The organism is bacterium (assembly GCA_014360495.1).
Classification (GTDB): domain Bacteria; phylum Armatimonadota; class JACIXR01; order JACIXR01; family JACIXR01; genus JACIXR01.
The window spans coordinates 82642-101942 of sequence record JACIXR010000009.1; the positions used below are offsets into that span (position 1 = coordinate 82642).

The 19301-nt window shown below is 45.6% G+C and carries 20 protein-coding genes; 11 read left to right on the forward strand and 9 right to left on the reverse strand.

Going from position 1 to position 19301, the window contains the following annotated elements; translation table 11 throughout:
- Positions 1 to 4: 4 nt before the first annotated feature.
- Both recF and dnaN read right to left on the reverse strand, forming a co-directional pair.
- Complete coding sequence (gene recF / locus H5T88_08635; GenBank protein ID MBC7330407.1) at positions 5 to 1108, reverse strand: DNA replication and repair protein RecF; 1104 nt, start codon at positions 1106 to 1108, stop codon at positions 5 to 7.
- Complete coding sequence (gene dnaN / locus H5T88_08640; protein MBC7330408.1) at positions 1072 to 2163, reverse strand: DNA polymerase III subunit beta; 1092 nt, start codon at positions 2161 to 2163, stop codon at positions 1072 to 1074. Before dnaN ends, recF begins: the two co-directional genes overlap by 37 nt.
- 166 nt (positions 2164 to 2329) lie before the next feature.
- Between dnaN and H5T88_08645 the strand changes: the two genes are divergently transcribed.
- The 11 genes from H5T88_08645 (at position 2330) to H5T88_08695 (ending at position 14456) form a co-directional block, all read left to right on the forward strand.
- On the forward strand, positions 2330 to 3547 hold the full coding sequence (locus H5T88_08645; GenBank protein ID MBC7330409.1) for a Gfo/Idh/MocA family oxidoreductase: 1218 nt from the start codon (positions 2330 to 2332) through the stop codon (positions 3545 to 3547).
- A gap of 232 nt (positions 3548 to 3779) precedes the next feature.
- Positions 3780 to 3938 (forward strand): hypothetical protein, encoded by a 159-nt coding sequence (locus tag H5T88_08650; GenBank protein ID MBC7330410.1) that lies wholly within the window; start codon positions 3780 to 3782, stop codon positions 3936 to 3938.
- Between the two features lie 69 nt (positions 3939 to 4007).
- A complete protein-coding gene (locus tag H5T88_08655; protein ID MBC7330411.1) occupies positions 4008 to 5729 on the forward strand; it encodes an ABC transporter ATP-binding protein in 1722 nt (573 codons plus the stop codon).
- Positions 5713 to 7623 (forward strand): DUF374 domain-containing protein, encoded by a 1911-nt coding sequence (locus H5T88_08660; GenBank protein ID MBC7330412.1) that lies wholly within the window; start codon positions 5713 to 5715, stop codon positions 7621 to 7623. Before H5T88_08655 ends, H5T88_08660 begins: the two co-directional genes overlap by 17 nt.
- Positions 7624 to 8688 carry a tetraacyldisaccharide 4'-kinase gene (gene lpxK, locus H5T88_08665; protein MBC7330413.1) on the forward strand — a complete coding sequence of 355 codons (1065 nt, stop codon included), beginning with the start codon at positions 7624 to 7626 and terminating at the stop codon, positions 8686 to 8688.
- Between the two features lie 69 nt (positions 8689 to 8757).
- Positions 8758 to 9618, forward strand: a complete 861-nt coding sequence (locus H5T88_08670) for a zinc metalloprotease HtpX (GenBank protein ID MBC7330414.1) — start codon at positions 8758 to 8760, stop codon at positions 9616 to 9618.
- Between the two features lie 78 nt (positions 9619 to 9696).
- Complete coding sequence (lepB, locus tag H5T88_08675) at positions 9697 to 10161, forward strand: signal peptidase I (GenBank protein ID MBC7330415.1); 465 nt, start codon at positions 9697 to 9699, stop codon at positions 10159 to 10161.
- Positions 10162 to 10185: 24 nt separating this feature from the next.
- Positions 10186 to 10551 (forward strand): EamA family transporter, encoded by a 366-nt coding sequence (locus H5T88_08680; GenBank protein MBC7330416.1) that lies wholly within the window; start codon positions 10186 to 10188, stop codon positions 10549 to 10551.
- A gap of 105 nt (positions 10552 to 10656) precedes the next feature.
- Positions 10657 to 12897: a YfhO family protein gene (locus tag H5T88_08685; protein MBC7330417.1), complete on the forward strand. Its 2241-nt coding sequence runs from the start codon at positions 10657 to 10659 to the stop codon at positions 12895 to 12897.
- 6 nt (positions 12898 to 12903) lie between these two features.
- Positions 12904 to 13848 carry a hypothetical protein gene (locus H5T88_08690; protein ID MBC7330418.1) on the forward strand — a complete coding sequence of 315 codons (945 nt, stop codon included), beginning with the start codon at positions 12904 to 12906 and terminating at the stop codon, positions 13846 to 13848.
- A gap of 20 nt (positions 13849 to 13868) precedes the next feature.
- On the forward strand, positions 13869 to 14456 hold the full coding sequence (locus H5T88_08695; GenBank protein ID MBC7330419.1) for a DJ-1/PfpI family protein: 588 nt from the start codon (positions 13869 to 13871) through the stop codon (positions 14454 to 14456).
- A gap of 5 nt (positions 14457 to 14461) precedes the next feature.
- Here H5T88_08695 and H5T88_08700 read toward each other — a convergent pair whose 3' ends face one another.
- From H5T88_08700 to H5T88_08730, 7 genes are read right to left on the reverse strand one after another with little or no spacing between them, the layout of a single operon-like run.
- Complete coding sequence (locus H5T88_08700; GenBank protein ID MBC7330420.1) at positions 14462 to 15568, reverse strand: gamma-glutamyl-gamma-aminobutyrate hydrolase family protein; 1107 nt, start codon at positions 15566 to 15568, stop codon at positions 14462 to 14464.
- 2 nt (positions 15569 to 15570) lie between these two features.
- Positions 15571 to 16326, reverse strand: coding sequence for a 7-carboxy-7-deazaguanine synthase QueE (locus H5T88_08705; GenBank protein MBC7330421.1), 756 nt, complete (start codon positions 16324 to 16326; stop codon positions 15571 to 15573).
- Between the two features lie 5 nt (positions 16327 to 16331).
- Positions 16332 to 16886: a DUF366 family protein gene (locus H5T88_08710; GenBank protein ID MBC7330422.1), complete on the reverse strand. Its 555-nt coding sequence runs from the start codon at positions 16884 to 16886 to the stop codon at positions 16332 to 16334.
- Complete coding sequence (gene queC / locus H5T88_08715; GenBank protein MBC7330423.1) at positions 16865 to 17560, reverse strand: 7-cyano-7-deazaguanine synthase QueC; 696 nt, start codon at positions 17558 to 17560, stop codon at positions 16865 to 16867. The genes H5T88_08710 and queC overlap by 22 nt, the downstream gene beginning before the upstream one ends.
- Complete coding sequence (gene queD / locus H5T88_08720; protein ID MBC7330424.1) at positions 17550 to 17915, reverse strand: 6-carboxytetrahydropterin synthase QueD; 366 nt, start codon at positions 17913 to 17915, stop codon at positions 17550 to 17552. The genes queC and queD overlap by 11 nt, the downstream gene beginning before the upstream one ends.
- On the reverse strand, positions 17916 to 18911 hold the full coding sequence (gene ilvC / locus H5T88_08725) for a ketol-acid reductoisomerase (protein ID MBC7330425.1): 996 nt from the start codon (positions 18909 to 18911) through the stop codon (positions 17916 to 17918). It lies immediately after the preceding gene.
- Between the two features lie 3 nt (positions 18912 to 18914).
- On the reverse strand, positions 18915 to 19241 hold the full coding sequence (locus H5T88_08730; GenBank protein ID MBC7330426.1) for a hypothetical protein: 327 nt from the start codon (positions 19239 to 19241) through the stop codon (positions 18915 to 18917).
- Positions 19242 to 19301: the final 60 nt, after the last annotated feature.

The window sequence follows — 19301 nt, forward strand, 5'->3', positions numbered from 1 at the left end:
AGAATTAGGAAATCCGGGCTATTCGTCCATTCTTTAGCTCTATTTCCATATCAATGGGTAAGGGGAAGAGGTTTCTCTCCGTCGTGGCAATGAACACTTGTTCCATACTTCGCAGAATTTCCCCTATCTTCTTTCTCCTTTCCTCTTCAAGGTCTGAGGTGAGGTCGTCAAAGAGGAAAACAGGGGAATCGCCCAAGAGTTGCTTTGTGTAAATATACTGGGCGAGGCGAAGGGAAAGCGAAAGAGTTCTCGCTTGTCCAAGTGAAGAGAAATATCTCGCATCCATATCGTTTATCCCTATTTCCATATCATCTCTCTGGGGTCCTATCAAGCTCATTCCTTTCTCCCTCTCCTCTGCTTCCATTTCTTTCAATGCCTTCAGTATCTCCTCTGCCGTTTCTCCCGTCGTTGCGGAGTAGCGGAGCCACGCTTTTTCCCTTCCCTCCGTGATTCTCATATGTACTTCTTGGAAATAAGGAAGGAGCTCCGCTATGAACTGCTTTCTCATTTTTATAAGAACGCTTGAGAGTTGGGCGAACTCCTCGTTCCAGGGCTGCAGTTCATCCTGTGAGACCTCGGTTTTTAAAAGGGCGTTGCGCTGTGAGAGAGCCTTGCGAAAGGAAGAAAGGGCGTCTCTATAGCGAGGGAAAAGGAGGGAAAGCTCTTCATCTAAGTAATCCCTTCTCCTCGCGGGTTCGCCCCTTACAATCTCCTTATCCTCATCCCGATAAAGAATGGAAACACATTTTCCTGTTGCCTCTCCCACTTTTCTGAACTTGTAATCAACCTTCACAGCTTTTCCCTGCTCACTGATATAACACTCAATTATGTAAATCCTTCCTTCCCTTGACACCTCCCCCCTGATATAGGCTCTTTGAGAGTTCTTGTTAATTAAATCTGAATCCTCTCTTGCACGAAGGGATTTAAGGACGGAGAGGAAATGAAGCCCCTCCAATAGATTGCTTTTCCCTTGTGCGTTTCCTCCCTTTATAAGGATTATCCCTTTTGAGGGGTTTAGCTCAAGGTTGGTGAAGTTGCGAAATGAGCGGAGGACAATCCTCCTGATGAACATTAGGTTGGGTGCATTGGCATAACCACATACACCCAATCCTCTCCTTCGCCCTTCTCCATTTTGGCTGCCTGAGTTGGTTCGTTTAAGGTAAGTCGCACATTTTCCTCATCAATAACCTTTAAGCCGTCAAGGAGAAACTGAACATTGAACACATAACTTTCGCTCTCCCCCTCAACCATAGCAGGAACCTCTTCCATAAATCCTCCCATAGCTGGGGCTTCTGCTGAGATTATAATCCTATCCTTTTGGATATCCAGCCTGACCCTTTCCATATTCTCCCTCGCCACTATCCTCGCTCTGTTGAGCGCTCGCATTAATTCGCTTTTTGCCGTCATCAGTTGGACTTTCCCCTGCGTGGGGATGACTTTATCGTAAGCGGGGAATTTCCTCGTTATCGCGCGGGAAACGAGGCGGAATTTCACCTCCCCTTCTTTTCTTCCCGTTATCGCTATGAGGTCGTTATGGGCTATGATAATTTCGTCCTCATCATCTATTACCCTCACCAATTCAGCGAAAGCCTTCTCCGGCAGAAGGAATTGAAAATCCTCCCCTTCATAGGGGAAACGCTGTAGGGCGAGGCGTGAGGCATCGGAGGCGACGAAATTAAGTTGACCTTCCCTTGCATCTAAGAGGATGCCCGTGAACTCTGGGCGTATGTCCTCCTTCGCCACGGCGAAGGAGACCTTGGAATATCCTTCCCTCAATTGCTCGCCACTGAAAGTGAAATGCTTCGCGAACTCCTCAGCGGGTGGAGCTGGGAATTCTTCTCTCCATATCTCCAATATATAACTTGTCTTCCCCGCTGATATGCGTACTCTGTCATCCTCCATCTCTATCGCCACTTCATCCGCATCTAATGAGGAGACAATCTCCTGAAAAGTTTTCCCTTTTATGAGGAAACTTCCGATTTCTCCCTCAAAATCTATCGCTTCCTCAATCCACATCTCGTAGTTGGAAGCCATAAGATGGAGCTTGTTCTCGACCGGGAAAATGTAGATGTTGGAAAGTATGGGAAGAGTTCTCTGCGAGGTTGTGAGGCGCACCACATGACTGAGAACCTTTGAAAGCTCGTCCTTGTTAAGAGTTGCCATAATTACATCCTCCTTTAAATTTTCGTTCTTAAAAAATTTATACTTTAAAACCTTGGAATTGGCAATAGATTTTTTCTGAATAATGATATTACAACAAAGCCTTCCCAAACTTATCCCTTTAATTTATACTCATAACAACAAATTATTCATAAGGAGGTAAAATCTTATGCGAGTGAGAATCGGCGTAGCTGGAACTGGCTCTATCTTCAGAGGAGCTCACCTCCCAGCGTATCTCTCTATCCCTGAGGCAAAGCTCTACGCTTTCTACGATAGCGTTCCTCAGAAGGCTGAGGAGGCTAGGGAAATCGCGAAGAAGCTTTACGAGGAAGAAGCTAAAAGGGCGGAGGAAATGGGGAATATTGAAAAGGCGAAAACCCTTAGAGAGGATGCAAAAGATTTTCGGGTCTTGTCATCCTTTGAAGGGCTTTGCGAGAATGTGGAGCTCGTTGACATCTGCACACCTCCGAATACACATAGCAAGCTCGCCATAGAGGCACTTGAAAGGGGGGTAAATGTGATGTGTGAAAAGCCGATGGCGCTCACCTATCTTGATTGTCTTGAGATTTGCGAAGCTGTGGAGAGGACGGGAAGGCTTTATCAGCATAACGAGAACTTCATCTTTGATTCCCTATGGTATAGTCTGCGGAAAACTGTTGAAGGAGGGATAGTGGGAGAACCTCTTTTAATGATTATTCCCGCGGCTCACGGAGGACCGGAGTGGGCAAGCTGGTTCTGGCAGGGGGAGATTGCGGGTGGCGGTGCCCTTCTTGATAACGGAATTCATGCCATCACCTGCGCCTGGTTCATAATCGGTTTGGATAAGGAGCCCGTGATGGTTGAGGCTGTTCCCCCCGTGGGGATTAGGACGATGATTAAGAAAAGGATTATTGAGGGGAAATATGAGGAGGTAAAGGTGGAAGATAAAGGACATATACTCATAAGGTTTGAGGATAAGATAACAGGACATTGGGCGAGTGCACTCGTTGAGGGTTCTTGGTATTATCAGGATACTCCTCAGATGAGCTTGATTGGGAGCAAGGGGATAGTGCAGATAAAATTCCCTTGGGAGGAAGGAGGTCCAGCTTTAACATTCATTGATGGTAAAGGAAACAAGTTCTCCATTCCCGTTGAGGGAGTTGGAGGGTTCGTGGGGGAGATAAGGAATATGGTCAAGTGCGTTTTGCGGGGAGAACGCTCAATTTCGGATGAGAGGATGGGAGCGGAATCCCAGGCGATAGTTGGTTCGGCATATATGTCGCAGGGATTGGGAAGAGCCGTGAGCTTGAAGGAGTTCAAGGAATTTGCCCTGAGATTAAAGGAGGAGAAGAAGGATAAGGCATCAGCAGAGCTTCTTCGTCAGCAATTGGAATGGATAGCGCGATAAGGAAACAAGAATTTATAAAAAGAACACCTTATAGGGAGGTTATTTAAAGAATTTTTCACTGTTTCCCTTGCCCATAGAGGTGGGGAGGGAAGCAATCTCGGTCCCACTTGTCAAAATAAAACAATTGCAAGCCCCCTTAGGGGCAAGCCGTATCTATCGGTAAATTACAAAATTTTTAGGCTTCCTCCCTATTGTGGGGAATAATTGAATAATTTCAAGAGGTAAATTTTATTTGAGGAGAGATTTGAAAGGAGAAGATATAGTTAAGTTTAGGTTAGAAGTAATGGAGTTTTCCGATAAGTATGGAGTAGAATCAGCAAAGGAAGCTTTTGGCGTTTCAAGAAGCACAGTCTTTGGCTTTTATAGTCAAACAATATGGGAAATCTCCTAAGGAGTCTCAAATGTTATGGAATTATAAATAAATTTGATAATCTCTCTTAGTGCCTATAAAATATTTTTTATGAAACCTTTGCCCTGGTTATTATCCTGGCTCAGGCGATACATTTGGTATATCCTCTTGGGGCTTGTGGGTTCCCTGGGAGGTGGCATTTTGGTTAAGGTCGTTGCGGACCTATCTGGGGAAGCGATAAATGGAGTTGCCCAAAGAAACTTCCAACAAGTTCTAAATGTATGTCTTAAAGGATTGGTCGTTTATTTCGTCATTGGTATCTGCCAATATATGGGCGCCTATTTCCTTCCCCGTGCCTCAAATAACATAGGAATGGAAATTCGTAAGCTTCTCTTTTCCCGCCTCATCGGTTCTCCGGTTTCCCTCTTTCACAAAAGAAGGGTTGGGGACCTGATGTCAAGGGTTATTGTTGATGTGGGAGTGCTTGAAGCCAATATACCTTCTGCGGTGGAGAGGCTTGTTGCATCCCCTATAGTTGCTCTTTTTCTTTCCGTCGCGCTCTTTGTCCTCAATTGGCAACTTGCCCTCCTCAGCGCCATTGCCCTTCCGTTACTCGGCTACTTGATTAACATCGCAGGGAAAAAGATGAGGAGGGTTCAAATAGAGATTCAGCGAAGGCTCGCTGACCTGAACACGGCTTTGGAGAATTCTTTCGCATTCATCAAAGAGATAAAAGCCCTCTGCGCCGAGCATTTTGAGGATAACAAATTCAAGAACCTTGCGGAAAAGACCTTCGGCTCTATTATGCGAGGGGTAAGGTTAAGGGCGCTCCTTAGCCCTTCAATACAATTTTTGGGAGCGGTTGGGGTTATAGGAATAATCCTATTCGCCGCTTGGCAGATAGGAAAGGGGGCAAACTTTGATGTTGGCAGGTTAACAAGCTTCGTCGTCCTTCTGAGCTCCGTTTATCAACAGATGAGAGGGTTAGGGGATGGAGTTATGGCTCTCCAGCAGTGCTTAGGTGCTTCTACCCGCCTGATAGAGCTTTTGGAAATGACCTCCATCCCCGAGAGAAAAGAAGGGGTGAAAATTCCCTCATTTAGAAAGGAGATAAAGTTTGAAGATGTTTCCTTCTCCTATAATGGTTCCGAAGTTTTAGAGGGAATAAATGTTCAAGTTAGGAAAGGGGAGATTTTAGCGATAGTCGGTCCCTCGGGAGCCGGGAAAACAACCTTTGTTGACCTCATTCCCCATTTCTATGACCCAGTAGAAGGGAAGATAGAAGTTGATGGAAAGGATATAAGGGAAATAGATGTTCTCTCTCTTCGTCGGCAGATAGCAATCGTTTCTCAGGAGCCTTTCATCTTTGGGGGAACGATAAGGGAAAATCTTTCCTATCCAGAGGAAGTATCGGAGGAGGAAATGAGGGAAGCTTTGGAGAAGGTAGACCTTTTGGATTTCGTTTCCTCACTTCCAGATGGGTTGGACACAGTAATAGGGGAGAGGGGATTAACTCTTTCTGCTGGGCAGAGGCAGAGATTGGCGATAGCTCGTGCCCTCTTACGCAAGCCAGCAATTTTGATTCTGGACGAAGCGACAGCGAACTTGGATTCAATAGCGGAACAACGTCTTCTAAACGCTATCTCCCAAGGTGGGTATACGGTCATCCTCGTCGCCCACCGCCTATCAACTGCCCGCATTGCGGATAGGATAATCGTTCTCAATCAGGGAAGGATAGTGGAGGAGGGAACGCACGAGGAACTACTAAAGAAGGGAGGGTTATACGCCCGGTTATATGAGCTTCAATTAGGACAAAATGCGGAGAGTAGTTGAGAAAATCCTTTCATTTTTAGCTCCCTATTTAGGCTGGCTAATCCTTTGGTTTGTCACAATAACTTCGCGCTTGATAGTCGTTGGAAGAGAAAGGATTAAGCCTGGCTCAATCCTTGCCTCCTGGCATGGTTCTTTTTCTCTTCCCGTTTTTATCTTGCGGAAATTGCATCTAACTTGCATCGTATCCCCTTCCGAGGATGGATTGCTTCTTGAAAGATTCCTCCTGCTGAGTGGGTGTAAGGTGATAAGAGGTTCAACGCGAAAGGGAGGGGTAACAGCGCTTCGCAAGGCGAGCGAGGAGCTTAACAGGGGAGAGATATTGGGGATAACTCCCGACGGACCGTTGGGACCGCCTCGCGTTCCCCATAAAGGGGTTCTCTTCTTAGCGAGGGAAGGACATCCAGTGATTCCCGTGGGCGTTTCCGCCGAACCCGCCATTCGTCTTAGAACATGGGATAAACACCTTCTACCTCTTCCTTTCTCCCGCATAGTGGTTTCCTTCGGTGAGCCGATTTTTTTGAAGGGAGGGAAGGAAGAAATTGATATTATAAAGGAAGCGATAGATAGGGAAGAGGAAAACGCAGAAAGGCTGTTGAAAAGCGAAGGAAATTCCCTCTGGGAAATGCTCTTCCCTATTTTGCTCTACAATATCGCCATTTTTCTGCTTTCTCCCTTCATTCTCTTAGCCCTTTTCCTGAGGGAGGTAAAAGGAAAGCACTTGAGGGGATGGAAGGAAAGGTTTGGTTTTGTCCCTAAATCAAAGGGAGGGGTCTGGTTTCACGCTGTCTCAGTTGGAGAAGTTATGGCTGTTAAGCCGATAATAGATATAATCACTTCCCGAGCCCCTGAAAAGAAAATATTCCTCTCCACGATAACGCATACAGGAAGGGAAACAGCAAACAAGCATCTTTCTTCCCTTGCCACAATCTTCTTTTTCCCTTTTGATATCCTACCTTTCCCCATTATAGCCCTGAAGAGACTCAAACCATCTCTCCTCTGCCTGGTTGAAACCGAGATATGGCCAAATTTGATTTTTATAGCGAGATTGATGAACATACCCGTTCTCTTGGTCAATGGTAGGATATCCGATAAAAGCCTTCTTTCCCTCAGGGCACTTCGTTTCTTCTTTGCTCCTTTCCTCAGGCAAATTAATCTCCTTATGCAATCCGAGAGAGATGCGAGGCGGGTGGAAATGTGTGGTGGGAAAGATGTAAAGGTGTTGGGAAATACTAAGTTCGACCAAGTTAGCGGGCTGAGGAGCATTGAGAAGTTGGAAGGTCTGCGAAGAGACCTCGGTATAAGTGAATATGAAGAGGTCCTTCTTGCCGGAAGCACACATCCAGGGGAAGAGGAGAAGGTTTTGCGGGCTTATTGGGATGTCAGGCTCTCTTATCCCGACCTTCGCTTGATAATCGCCCCTCGTCATCCGGAGAGAATCCCACAAGTGGAGGCGCTTCTCGCAAGAGAAGGTTTTTCCTTTGTGAGGAGAAGTTCTCTTCCCACCCTAACCTTAGACCCCCATTCCATCATCCTCATTGATACTGTCGGAGAATTATCAACACTTTACGGTCTCTCAACCGTTTCCTTTGTAGGGGGTAGTTTGATTCCCAAAGGTGGACACAATATCCTTGAGCCATTGGTATGGGGGAAACCAGTGCTCTTCGGACCCTACATGAACAATTTCCGCGATATAGCGGAATTGGCGAAGAGAGAGGGGGTGGGGATAGAGGTAAGAAACGAGAAGGAATTGGGGGAGAAAATCAAGCTCCTTTTATCCCTTCCCTCCTGGAGGAAGGAGATAGAGGAGAAGGCATTGGCTTTGATAGAGAGGATGCGCGGTGCAGGAAATAGATATGCTGATTTCATTTTAACTCTCCTTGCAGAGCAAAAATAAATGAGGATTGAAGAACTCTGGAGAAAAGCGATTAGCGGGGAAAAGGGCTTTTTCTATGACCTTTTTCGTTTCTTGCTACATATGTTATCTTTTCTTTATCTCCCTCTGTTCGTTCTTTTCCGGTGGGCACAGAGCCTTCGTCCAGTGAAGCTTCCCTGCCCCGTTATCAGCATAGGGAACCTAACCCTTGGCGGAACGGGAAAGACTTCCCTCGCAATTCTTTTAGCGAGGCGTTTGGAGGAGATGGGATATAAAGTTGCAATACTCTGCACAGGGTATGGCGGGAAAAGCCAAGGGAAAGTGAGGGGAAAGGGAGTAAAAGAAGTGGGGGATGAAGCTTTTCTCCTCTCTGCGAATCTGGAAAAGGGGGATGTCTGGGCGGGAAGGGATAGAGTGAAGATGGCGTGGGAAGCCATTAAAGAAGGGGCAGAAGTGATAATATTGGACGATGCGATGCAATATTTCCGCATAGAGAAGGACCTTGAAATAGCGATGCTTAACGCTTTCTCTCCATTTGGATATGGTTATCTTTTTCCTCGTGGTTCCCTTAGGGAGCCTATCACCGGTTTGAGGAGAGCGCAGGTCATAATCTTAAACAATGCGGATGCTGTGGATGATAAAGGGGAGATAATAGAGAGGATAAGGAGAATAAATCCTTCCGCCCTCATTTTTGAGGCGAATTACAGGTCCAAAGAGCTTACAGAGACAAGGGAAGGAACAATTAGGGGATTGGACTGGCTAAAAGGGAAAAAGGTGATGGGTGTGGCTGGCATAGGATGTCCAGAGGGATTTAGGAAGACGCTTGAGGGGTTAGCGGGAGAGGTTTATTTTAAAGCTTTTCCCGACCATTACGATTTTAAAAGAAAAGACATCATTTCCCTTTTGAGTGAGGCTAAAATGAAAGGGCTTTCCGCCATAGTGATGACGGAGAAAGATGGAATAAAGATAAAGGAATTAATGGGAAAGGAACTGCCACAGGAGGTTCCTTTTTTCGTTCTTCGGGTGGAGCTTGTCATCTCCCCGCACGAGCCTTTTTGGAGAAAGATACGCTCAGTTTTGTTTTAAATAGAGTGCACTCTTTTCAGTTGTCAATATATTGCTCATAAAATATAATTTTTAAATGGAGGTGTTGCGATGAACACTTTCAAAACGTTCTTGTTTATGCTCTTTCTTACCCTTCTCCTTGTTGCAATAGGGAGCATCTGGGGAAGGGATGGAATGCTTATAGCCCTCTTTTTCGCTGGAGGCTTGAATTTTCTTTCCTACTACTTCTCTGACAAGCTCGTTTTAGCTATGTATGGAGCACAGGAGGTTTCACCATCCGACCCAGAGGGACAGCTATTGTACCCAATAGTGGAGGAGCTATCTGCATCCGCAGGAATACCCACTCCTCGCGTTTACATCGTTCCCCATAGCTCACCTAATGCCTTTGCAACGGGTCGGAATCCCCAGAACTCCGCCGTCGCTGTAACGGCGGGACTATTGAAGCTTCTCAATCCCCAAGAAATAAAGGGAGTTTTAGCCCACGAGATATCTCATATCAAGCATAGGGACACCCTTATTGCTGTGATAGCTGCTACATTAGCTGGAGCAATAATGCTGCTTGCCCGTATGCTCTTCTTCTTTGCCCCCGTAGCGGGAGATGACAGGGAAGGGAATATACTGGCGGTAGTCGCGATGGTTTTCCTCGCGATCTTCGCTCCCCTTGCAGCTCTTCTAATTCAGATGGCGATATCTCGCTCCCGAGAATACGCGGCGGATGAATCGGGAGCAAAAATTTCGGGCAATCCTCTTTATCTTGCCAGCGCGCTTGAGAAACTGCAGGCTGCAGCGAGAATGATACCCCTTCCCGCCTCCCCAAATACAGCACATCTCTTCATAGTGAATCCTTTAAGGGGTGGGGATTTCATCGTTCGCCTCTTCTCCACCCACCCTCCAATAGAGGAGAGAGTGAAAAGGTTGAAAGAAATGGCCTATTCAATGGGGGTAAGGTGAGGAGAAGAAATTCGGATATCGTCCGAGGATTATAAAAAGAAGAAAAGGGGAGTTTGGGGACTATTAATAGCTGTTGTTTTGGGATTGATTGCTGGACTTCTCATAAGGAAGTATCTCTTTTTCACTGCTGTTGTTACATTAAGCTCTATGGAGCCTACCCTTTTGCCTGGCGACCGTTTGCTTGTTGAAAGAGTAGGTCCAAATAGTGCACTTCGAAATGGAGAGATAATCGTCCTGGAGGACCCTTTTCGTAAAGGGGAAACAATCATTAAGCGACTCATTGCCCAAGGGGATAGTTGGGTAGCAATCTATCGGGGGACGGTTTTCGTCAATGGGCAGCCTTTATATGAACCCTATATACAGGAGCCTCCCCTTTATATCCTTCCACCTGTTTATGTTCCGCCAGGCTATATCTTCGTTTTGGGGGACAATAGGAACCGAAGCGAGGATTCCTCAGATTACGGACCGATTAGAAGGGATTTGGTCAAGGGAGTGGTGGTAGCCATCATCTGGCCATTGAAAAGGATAAAAAGCTTCTACTAAATTTAAAGGAAAGGAGAGAAGAAGATGAACAAGGGAATTCCTTTCTGGATGGCTTTATCAATAGCGCTTTTGTTGGGAGTTGCAGGGCAGATAAGTTTGAAATGGGGAGTTAGGCAAGAAGGGAAGTTGGCGGGATTTAACATTCAATTCCTTCGCGCTTTCTTTAATCCCTGGGTTTTGTTGGGGTTATTTGCTTATGCTGTCTCAAGTCTTTTTTGGCTAATCTCCATTTCCCAGGCGGAGCTTTCCTTCGTTTATCCCTTCATCAGTCTGAATTTCGCCCTCATAGCCCTTCTTTCCTGGCTCATTTTCAACGACGCTATGGGTCCGTATAGGCTATTAGGAATATTCCTCATCTGTCTTGGTGTGATATTCGTTTCCCTGAGTTGAACGGTTCCCATTCGCTTCGTTCCTCTCAATTGGCATTAGGCTCGGAATGAGGGAAACGAGTTCAAGTTTCTCATTTATGAGTTTTATAATATTAAAAACATCGCTATGCCAACTTCTCGGAAACATTCAAAAAAGCCTTTGGTGAAGCATTTAAAGGGCGATTATTTCTCCCTTCTCGCTCTCTTTTGCCTTGCAATCATTTTAATGGGAAAGGTTTTTCTCGGCTATGCCTTTCTCCCCGCTGATATGCTCTACCATTTCCAGCCCTGGGGAGAAACCAAAATGCCCGAAAAAGATTATCAATGGAATCCCCTCCTCTGGGATAGCATCGCCCAATTCTATCCCTGGCGTTCTTTCCTCGGGGAAAGCCTAAAGAAGGGATTCCTACCACTCTGGAACCCTTATCAATTCTGCGGAACCCCCTTCTACGCCAATGGGCAATCAGCAATCTTCTACCCCTTCAATTGGCTAACCGCTATACTGGGGAAAATGTTTATGGGAATAAACGCTTTCCTCCATTTGTTCTTAGCCGGTTTCTTTCTCTATCTCTTTCTGAGAAAGGTAAATGTCTCTCCCTTCGCTTCCCTTGTAGCCTCTACTTCCTATATGTTGAGTGGTTTCGTTACCGCTTGGCTTCCCTTGCCAACGGTTGCGAGCTCTTTCGTCTGGGCTCCCCTTTCCCTATTAGCTATTGAACTCTCATTTGAAGGTAAGCTCTTTAAATCGTTCATCCTCTCTGCCCTTTCCATATCCCTCAGCGCTCTCGGAGGGCATCCTCAATATCTTCTTTATACCGTTTGGCTTTTCCTCATTTATATCGTCCTTCGCCTCCTCTGGGAAAAGAGGGTTTCCCTTGCCCAACCCTTCACTCCTCTCATTGGTGCAGGAATCGGTCTCCTTCTCTCTTCCGTTTCCCTTCTTCCTCTATTTGAGTTTTCCCGCCTTTCACATAGAGCCCCCACAGTCGATTGGTCCGCCTATAAAGCCTACATTTCCCTTTCCCTCCCATTGGAAAGGCTACTTGGTTTATTTCTTCCCAACTTCTTCGGGAACCCCGCCAATGGAAATTATTGGGGGGCAGGGGAGTACATAGAATATGCTCTATATATTGGCTTGATACCTCTATTTTTCCTTCCCTTTGCCTTTAAAGATAAAAGGAAATTCGCCCTTCCTTTGTTGATAATATCGCTTTTATCTCTCCTTATGATGATAGGCACTCCCCTAAACATCCCATTTTACTTTCTCTTTCCCTTATGGAGCAAGACCGGCTCCCCCGCTCGCTTGATAGCAGTGTTCTCGCTTTGTCTTTCCATCCTCTCGGGGATTGGGTTGGAAAACGCGCTCACAATAAATATCTCAAAACGCTCCATTTTACTCGTTGCTTTAGCTATCATAATCTTCCCTTTCATTCTTTTCCCCCTATCGGTTAGAGAAGAACCCTTTTGCATGGTCAGAGCTGTTTCTCCTTCTTTTCCTTATCTGGATTTCTCAAAACTCGTTGCCATCCCTCTGATTCTCTATTTAGTTTTCCATTTCAAAAAGAAAATGCTTCCCTACATTCTTCTTCCTCTTCTCCTTTTCGACCTTCTCCCCATTTCCCTCTCTCACCTTTATTTCACCAAAAAGGAGGATGTCTTCCCTAGATTGGAGGGGATTCCAAAGGATGGTATCTATAGGATAATGGCGATAACTCCCAATTGGTCCTTATACAGATATCCTCACGCTTGCCTTCCTCCCAATACCCCTATGCTCTATCGCCTATTTGATGTAGCGGGATATGATAGCCTTTTTCTCCTTTATTATAAAAACTTTCTTGATGAGCTTGAAGGTAAGAACAGCGCTCCCGTGGAAAACGGTAATATGCTTCTTCCTTCATCCGTTAAGGAGGAGAATCTTCGCTTATTGGGCGTGAAATACGTCATAAGCCCGATTTACATAGACGCTGAGCATCTGCGATTGATAAAGGCTGGAGAAACGAAGGTCTATATCTATAAAGGCAATCCCCTGAGATTCAATTTAGTGGATAGGGAATTTTACCCTCAGGGGAAGTTGAGATTGATGAGCTACGAGCCAAATAGAGCAGAATTTGAGATTGAAGCAGAAAAGGAAGGCTATTTCATCTTAAATGATACATTTTATCCGGGCTGGAAAGCCTATCTTGATGGAAAAGAAACGAAGATTCTCCCATTTCATGTCTTTAGGAGCGTTTCCATCCCAAAGGGAAGACATAGCCTCGCTTTTGTCTTTCGTCCTTTCATTTACAAATTAAGCTTGTATAGTACCCTTCTTTCCCTCCTATTGATTTGTTCTTTTATTTCCTTTAAAATATTTTTAACAAGGAGGTGAATTGAAATGAAAAAGCTATTGGTAATATTTATGGCCTTAGCGGTTTGTATTGCGTTAGGGGCTAGCAAAAACCTGTTGACTTTCAAGGTCCTGGATGAGCCATTCAGCTCTGTTGTGAAGATGATTGAGGAGAAAGCGAAGGTGGAGATAGTTGTTCTGAATCCCATTGAGGGCAAGGTTTCCTTGGAGGCGAATAAGGCGACGATTGAGGAGGTTTTGGACGCACTTACACGCCAGGTGTCAGCGAGATGGGTGGAAGGATATTTAATCACGACTAAGAAATGCGAGATGCCGAGGAAATTGGGAGGACCATATGTTTCCTTACAAGTTAAAGAGGGGACACAGGCGAGCGATGTTTTCAAGTCCCTTGAGGAAGCGAGCAATGTCAAGATTTTAGTGAACCCCGATGTTAAGGGAACGGTTCCCTCCCTCAAGTTCAAGAACCAGAAATTGGAGAGGATACTAAACAGGATTTGTTCTTCCCTGGGTGTATATTGGCAGAAAGTTTATATAGTAAGCAAACCTCAGGTAGTGGTTGATTGGGAGAAGTTCCTATCCGAGCAAAGTGGAGGGGAACAGGGGCAAGTCCCAACTGGAGAACAAGGACAGCAGAGGCCTGGTCAAGGATTCAGGGAACAATACCAAAGATTCCTCCAACTCTCTCCTGAGGAGAGGGTAAATTTGATGAGCAACTTATTTGACCGTCTCTTTTCACTTTCACCTGACCAGAGGGATAGGATAATTCAAAGGGTTGCGGTGTTCCTCGCCAACGCTGTGAGTGGTTTTCTTTCCCTTCCACCCGAGCGTCAAAGGGAGGTAGCGAGATTCGCTATGCCGATACTGGAGGCGGGGGCAGCCGCTTATAATCGCCTGCCAGCCGATAAGCGTCAGCTTTTGCGACCTTGGGTGGATGCCTTCGCTCCCTTGGAAGGATATCGTCCACCCCGTTAATTTAAAAAGGGGGGATTGAAATGGCGGTTAAGCGAATCCTTATGCTTGTAGGGGATTTCGTTGAGGATTATGAAGTGATGGTTCCCTATCAGATGCTGACGATGGTGGGGCATAGAGTGGATGTTGTATGCCCTGGGAAAAGGGCGGGGGAAACAGTGAAGACAGCAGTGCACGACTTCACGGGAGAGCAGACATACAGCGAGAAGCCTGGGCACAATTTCCTCCTCAACGCGACATTTGCTCAAGTTGAGCCGAGCGAATACGATGGCTTGGTGATTCCCGGAGGGAGGGCTCCCGAGTATATCCGTCTCAATGAGAGAGTAATCTCCATAGTTCGCCATTTTATGGAGAAGAAGAAGCCAATTGCTTCAATCTGCCACGGACAGCAGGTTCTCGCGGCTGCTGGGGTTTTAAAGGGGAAATCCTGCACAGCCTATCCCGCAATTAAACCCGATTTAATCAATGCGGGAGCTAAATGGGTTGAGCCCAACGAGACCCTTTCAAACGCGGTCGTTGATGAAAATCTCGTTACTGCTCCCGCTTGGCCAGCCCATCCGGAATGGATTAGGAAATTCCTCGAGCTTTTAGGAACAAAGATAGAGCCGTAAAGGAATTAACTTCCTTCTTCAAAAGGAAGTTTCTGTTCGTTGGAGGATTTCGGCTTCCACTCTTTGCCTTTGTTCAATATATGTCTTACTTGCCAACCGTTTATAGTCAAAGCCGAGGAAATGAACCTTCTATGGCAACGCCAGGGGAAAAGCTCGGCGCAGACTATCGCTACTCTCTTTATCAAAGCCCGACGAATCAATTTTCTCAACCCCTCTTTGAATTCCTTAGAGCTCATATAAGCTTCGTAGCCGGTTGAACGATAACCACCCAATTCCTCGCCCATCCAAATGTAGGAGAAACCGAGTTCCCTTAATCCCCTTTCAAAATTTTCTTTCTTGAACCATTCAAACTTGCTTGTGGGAAACCTCCGAACATCTATGATTTCCTCTATTCCATAAAAATTTAATATACAAAGGAAATCTTTAAAGTCCCTATTTGATGTGCCAAGGGTGAATATTTCCTTTCGGCAGGCGTTAATGAAGCTCTTGAATATATTGAGAAAGACTTTGTTTTCCTCTATCAACCTCTCGGGATGAAATTGAACCCCCAATACGAATTCCTCCCCATTGCCCTCAACGGCTTCAATAAATCCATCTTCGCTCCAAGCGGTTGCCTCCAAGGTGGTGGCCAAATCCTTTATAGCTTGATGATGGCTTGAATTGACCTCTATTTGCTCATATCCTCCTAAAATCTCGTAAAGGAAGCTCCCCTCCTTAATCCTTATCAAATGACTCAATTCTTGATTGTTGCGGCTATGTCCTTTAATATCTTGATGAAGGCTTCCGCCAAGAGCGACATTTAAAACCTGAATCCCTCTGCATATCCCTAAAATCGGTTTACCATCTTCCCTGAATTTCTTTACTAATTTTATCTCCCACTCGTCCCTTTCCCTATCTATACTATTGCTCCCTTCGTTTTCTTCGTTATAAAAGCTTGGGTCAACATCACCCCCACCAGCAAGCAAAAGTCCCCTGATTCCCTCAAGTTCCTCCGCGCTATCTGGAGGAAGCAATACCGTTTCCCCTCTTGCCTTTTCAATCGCCTTTATATAGCGCTCCTGTCCTTTCAGCTCCCCTTTGCCTTTTGCGATGCCTATCCTGATTTTCTCCATAATCATCTCGTTCCCATTATCTTATGCATTTGGGGAAGCACCTTAACTACGGAGAAAATCCCTCTGGCTAGCTCCTGCATCTTGAGCAATTTCGGCTCGGGTGGAGGGAATATATCATCTATAGGGGAAACAGGTTGGAGGATTATTGGAAAATCCCCTTCTTCTCGCAAGCTTAATAAAGCTTCCTCAAGTTCTTTCAATTCCACTTGGGAAGTTATAACGAATTTTATCACCACTTCTTTCTGTTTACTTATTCGCAAGAACTCTTTATGTGCTTGGGAGTAATCCTTCCCCTCCATTGTTGACAGGAGTTTGTAATCCATGGAGATTATGTCAATCCATCTGATGATTTTCTCCAATTCACTTGGCAAAGTGCCGTTCGTCTCAAGGGAGATAGGGAGGTTGAGATATCTTGCTTGAGGGAGGAAGATGGCAAGGAAATCACCCCAAATTAGTGGTTCGCCTCCGGTGAGGAAAAGGGAATGATGAATTCTCTTGTTTTCCAAAAGGGGAGCAATAAGGTTGAGGAGTTCCTTAGGGGACAGAGGATTTGGAAAAGGGTCAAATTCCCTTTCACCCGCTCGTCTCTCCACGAGACAAGTGGGAGCATTTTCCAAGGCGAACTTGGTATCGCAGTAAGGACAGCGGAGGTTGCAACCACAGAAACGAATGAAAAGCTCCCTTTCCCCCACATACAATCCTTCTCCCTGAATTCCCGAGAAAATCTCGTATAAAAAAGCCTTTGGGAGCTCAAACAAGGTTTCTAAGGCACCCACCTAACCTTGCACATAGCAAGTTTTATGTCCTCAAACTCATCTTTATATCTCTTCATAACCTCTTCCCCAAAGCCAATTGGTTCTATTCCCAGTTCCTTAAGACCTATAGCTGGCACGGGCGCCCCCTCAGGGTCTATGTTTATTCCGAGATGGATTTTCCCCGATATAGGGGTTTTAGTCGCAATTGAGACGGATAATTTCCTGTTATCAACGAATAAATCATCGCCTTTCCTTTCTGTTTTGCAGCCAAGATTTTGCAGAGTCTCCTGAGCACATATCACCAGAATCCTTTGAAGAAAAATTATTTCTCTAATATCAACTCCGAAATGCTCGCATATGAAGTGGAGCATTTCCTTAGCCTTTATTATCTCCCCTTTCGTGAAATCCTCCAAGTCCACCATTTCCTCCCTTTTGACATCACAGGGACCTAAGAAAAAAACGATGCTATCGCCGATTATATTGAAATTCCTGTAAGCCCAGTGGGAATGGATTTGGCTCCCATCGTAGAGGATTTTATCTTTTACGAAAAGGGTTTTGAGCATTCTCTTTTATCCCTCCAGAGCTCATAAATTCCCGCTAATTTCAAAGCATTTATGAATCTGAGACAAGATTCGCATTTTCCACATATTTCTTCTCCTCCCAAATAACAAGGCCAGCAATATTCCAAGGGAGCGTTTATCTCCCATCCCAATTTAGCTATCTCCCATTTCTCCAAATTTTGGGTAAAGGAAAGAAGCTTTATCTCTTTGAGTGAAGCATAGGGGAGGAGGGAATTGAATTTCGCGACGAACTCCGGGGAATTATCGGGAAATGTCTGGGCTTCCTCTTTGTTGAACCCGCAAACGACAGCATCAGCCTGCATCTCCTCAGCGAAGGCGATAGCGATTGAGATAAAAACGAGATTTCTCGCCGGGACCCATACCTTTTCCATGGTCTCACTTCCAGCTTCTTTCACATCTTTTAAAAGGGGAATTTCTCCCTTTATAATCCCGCTTTTACTCAACTCCTTGAAAAAGTGAAGCTCAATGAGCTTGTGAGGCACTCCCATTCTCTCGCAGATTAGGGCGCTGCTTTTAATCTCCTTATGACTCGCTATCTGACCATAGTCATAGGTCAAAGCGAGTATGACATCTCCTTTCTGAGAAGCGAGTTTCAAGTTTACAGTTGAGTCCAAGCCACCAGAAAGAAGAACTATGTATCTTCCCTCATTCCTCATAATAGGCGGCGCTATTTTGATTTTCCCAGACGGTCACTCTTTTCAAATGGAGGTGTGGGGGGAGATTTTCCTTTATTTTCCCAAATATGAAGCGGGCGATGTTCTCAGCGGTGGGATTAAGTGAGCCTAGCGGGGAATCCTTGTTGAGGAGGGAGTGGTCTAACTCCTCAAGGATTCCCCGCAGGAGTTCCTTCCCTTCCTTGAAATCCCAGAGAATCCCTATATTATCCAAATTTTCCCCCTCTATTTGAACTTCCACCAAATAATTATGTCCGTGAATTTGCTCACACTTTCCCTTATAACCCCTTAAGTAATGGGCAGCGCTGAATGTATCCCTTATTATGATGCCATACATTTATTCCTTTTTCAGCCAGGGCATCAGCTTTCGCATTTCCCTGCCGACTTCCTCCAAGGGATGTTGAGCTTCAATCCTCCTCAGAGCATTGAACATAGGCATTCCTGCTTGCCCTTCCAGAATCCATTCCTTGGCGAACTCCCCAGTTTGGATTTCCTTCAAAATCTGTTTCATTTCCTCTCTCACAAGCTCATCAATGATGCGAGGACCCCTTGTCATATCTCCATACTCCGCTGTATCGCTGATGCTCTTGCGCATATAGGCGATTCCGCCCTCGTATATCAAATCGACTATGAGCTTGAGCTCGTGGAGACACTCAAAGTAAGCCACCTCTGGTTGATAGCCAGCCTCAACAAGAGTTTCCCAACCGGCTTTGATGAGGGCGGTGACACCTCCACAGAGGACGACCTGCTCGCCGAAAAGGTCTGTTTCCGTCTCCTCCTTAAATGTCGTCTTAATGACTCCAACCCTTGTTGCGCCTATGCCCTTCGCATAAGCAAGAGCGATATCCCAGGCAGAGCCAGTGGCATCCTGTTCAACTGCAACTAAGCTGGGGACTCCTTTCCCTTCCTCAAACATCCTTCTCACAAGACGCCCCGGTCCCTTGGGCGCTACCATAAAGACATCAATCGTTGAGGGAGGCTTTATTTGGTTGTAATGGATGTTGAAGCCGTGAGCGAAGCCCAGAGCGGAGCCATCTTTGATGAAGGGAGCGATTTCCTCCTTCCAGATGCGTGGCTGGAGGGTATCGGGGGTGAGAAGCATAACCACATCAGCCTTCTTCACCATTTCCTTCGCTTCTCCTACCTCAAATCCCGCCTCCTTTGCTCTTTGCCAAGCGGGAGAATTTGGCAGCTCGGCAACGATGACCTTCAACCCCGAATCACGGAGATTGAGGGCATGTGCTTCTCCCTGATTGCCATAACCAACGATGGCAATCGTCTTACCCTTCAATACTTCCAAGTTCGCATCCTCTTCTCTAAAAATTTCTGCCATAAATCATACCTCCTTTTTATGTGGTTTTAATATATATGTCAATAAATAGCCGAGCAGAAAACCTATAGCGATGAACAAGAAGACATTGAACAGAAACGCTTTCACGCTGTCAAACCCGAGTTTGTCCAATATCAGGCTATACATTCGCCAAAGTAGGAGGTTGAAGGGACCGATAAGACCGAAGCCAATTCCCCAGCAGAGAGGAGTTAACCTCTTTTTGAGGGCAGAGAAAACAGCGCCGAGTAAGAGCCCTAAGAAGGGCAGAAGAATTGCGATATATTTAAAGACTGCTTCCACTACTTCCTCGCTTATAAGTTCCTTCTCAGGCATATATTAGATTATACCCCCTATTAGTGCTTTTGGAAAGATTATACACAATTCTGTTTAATT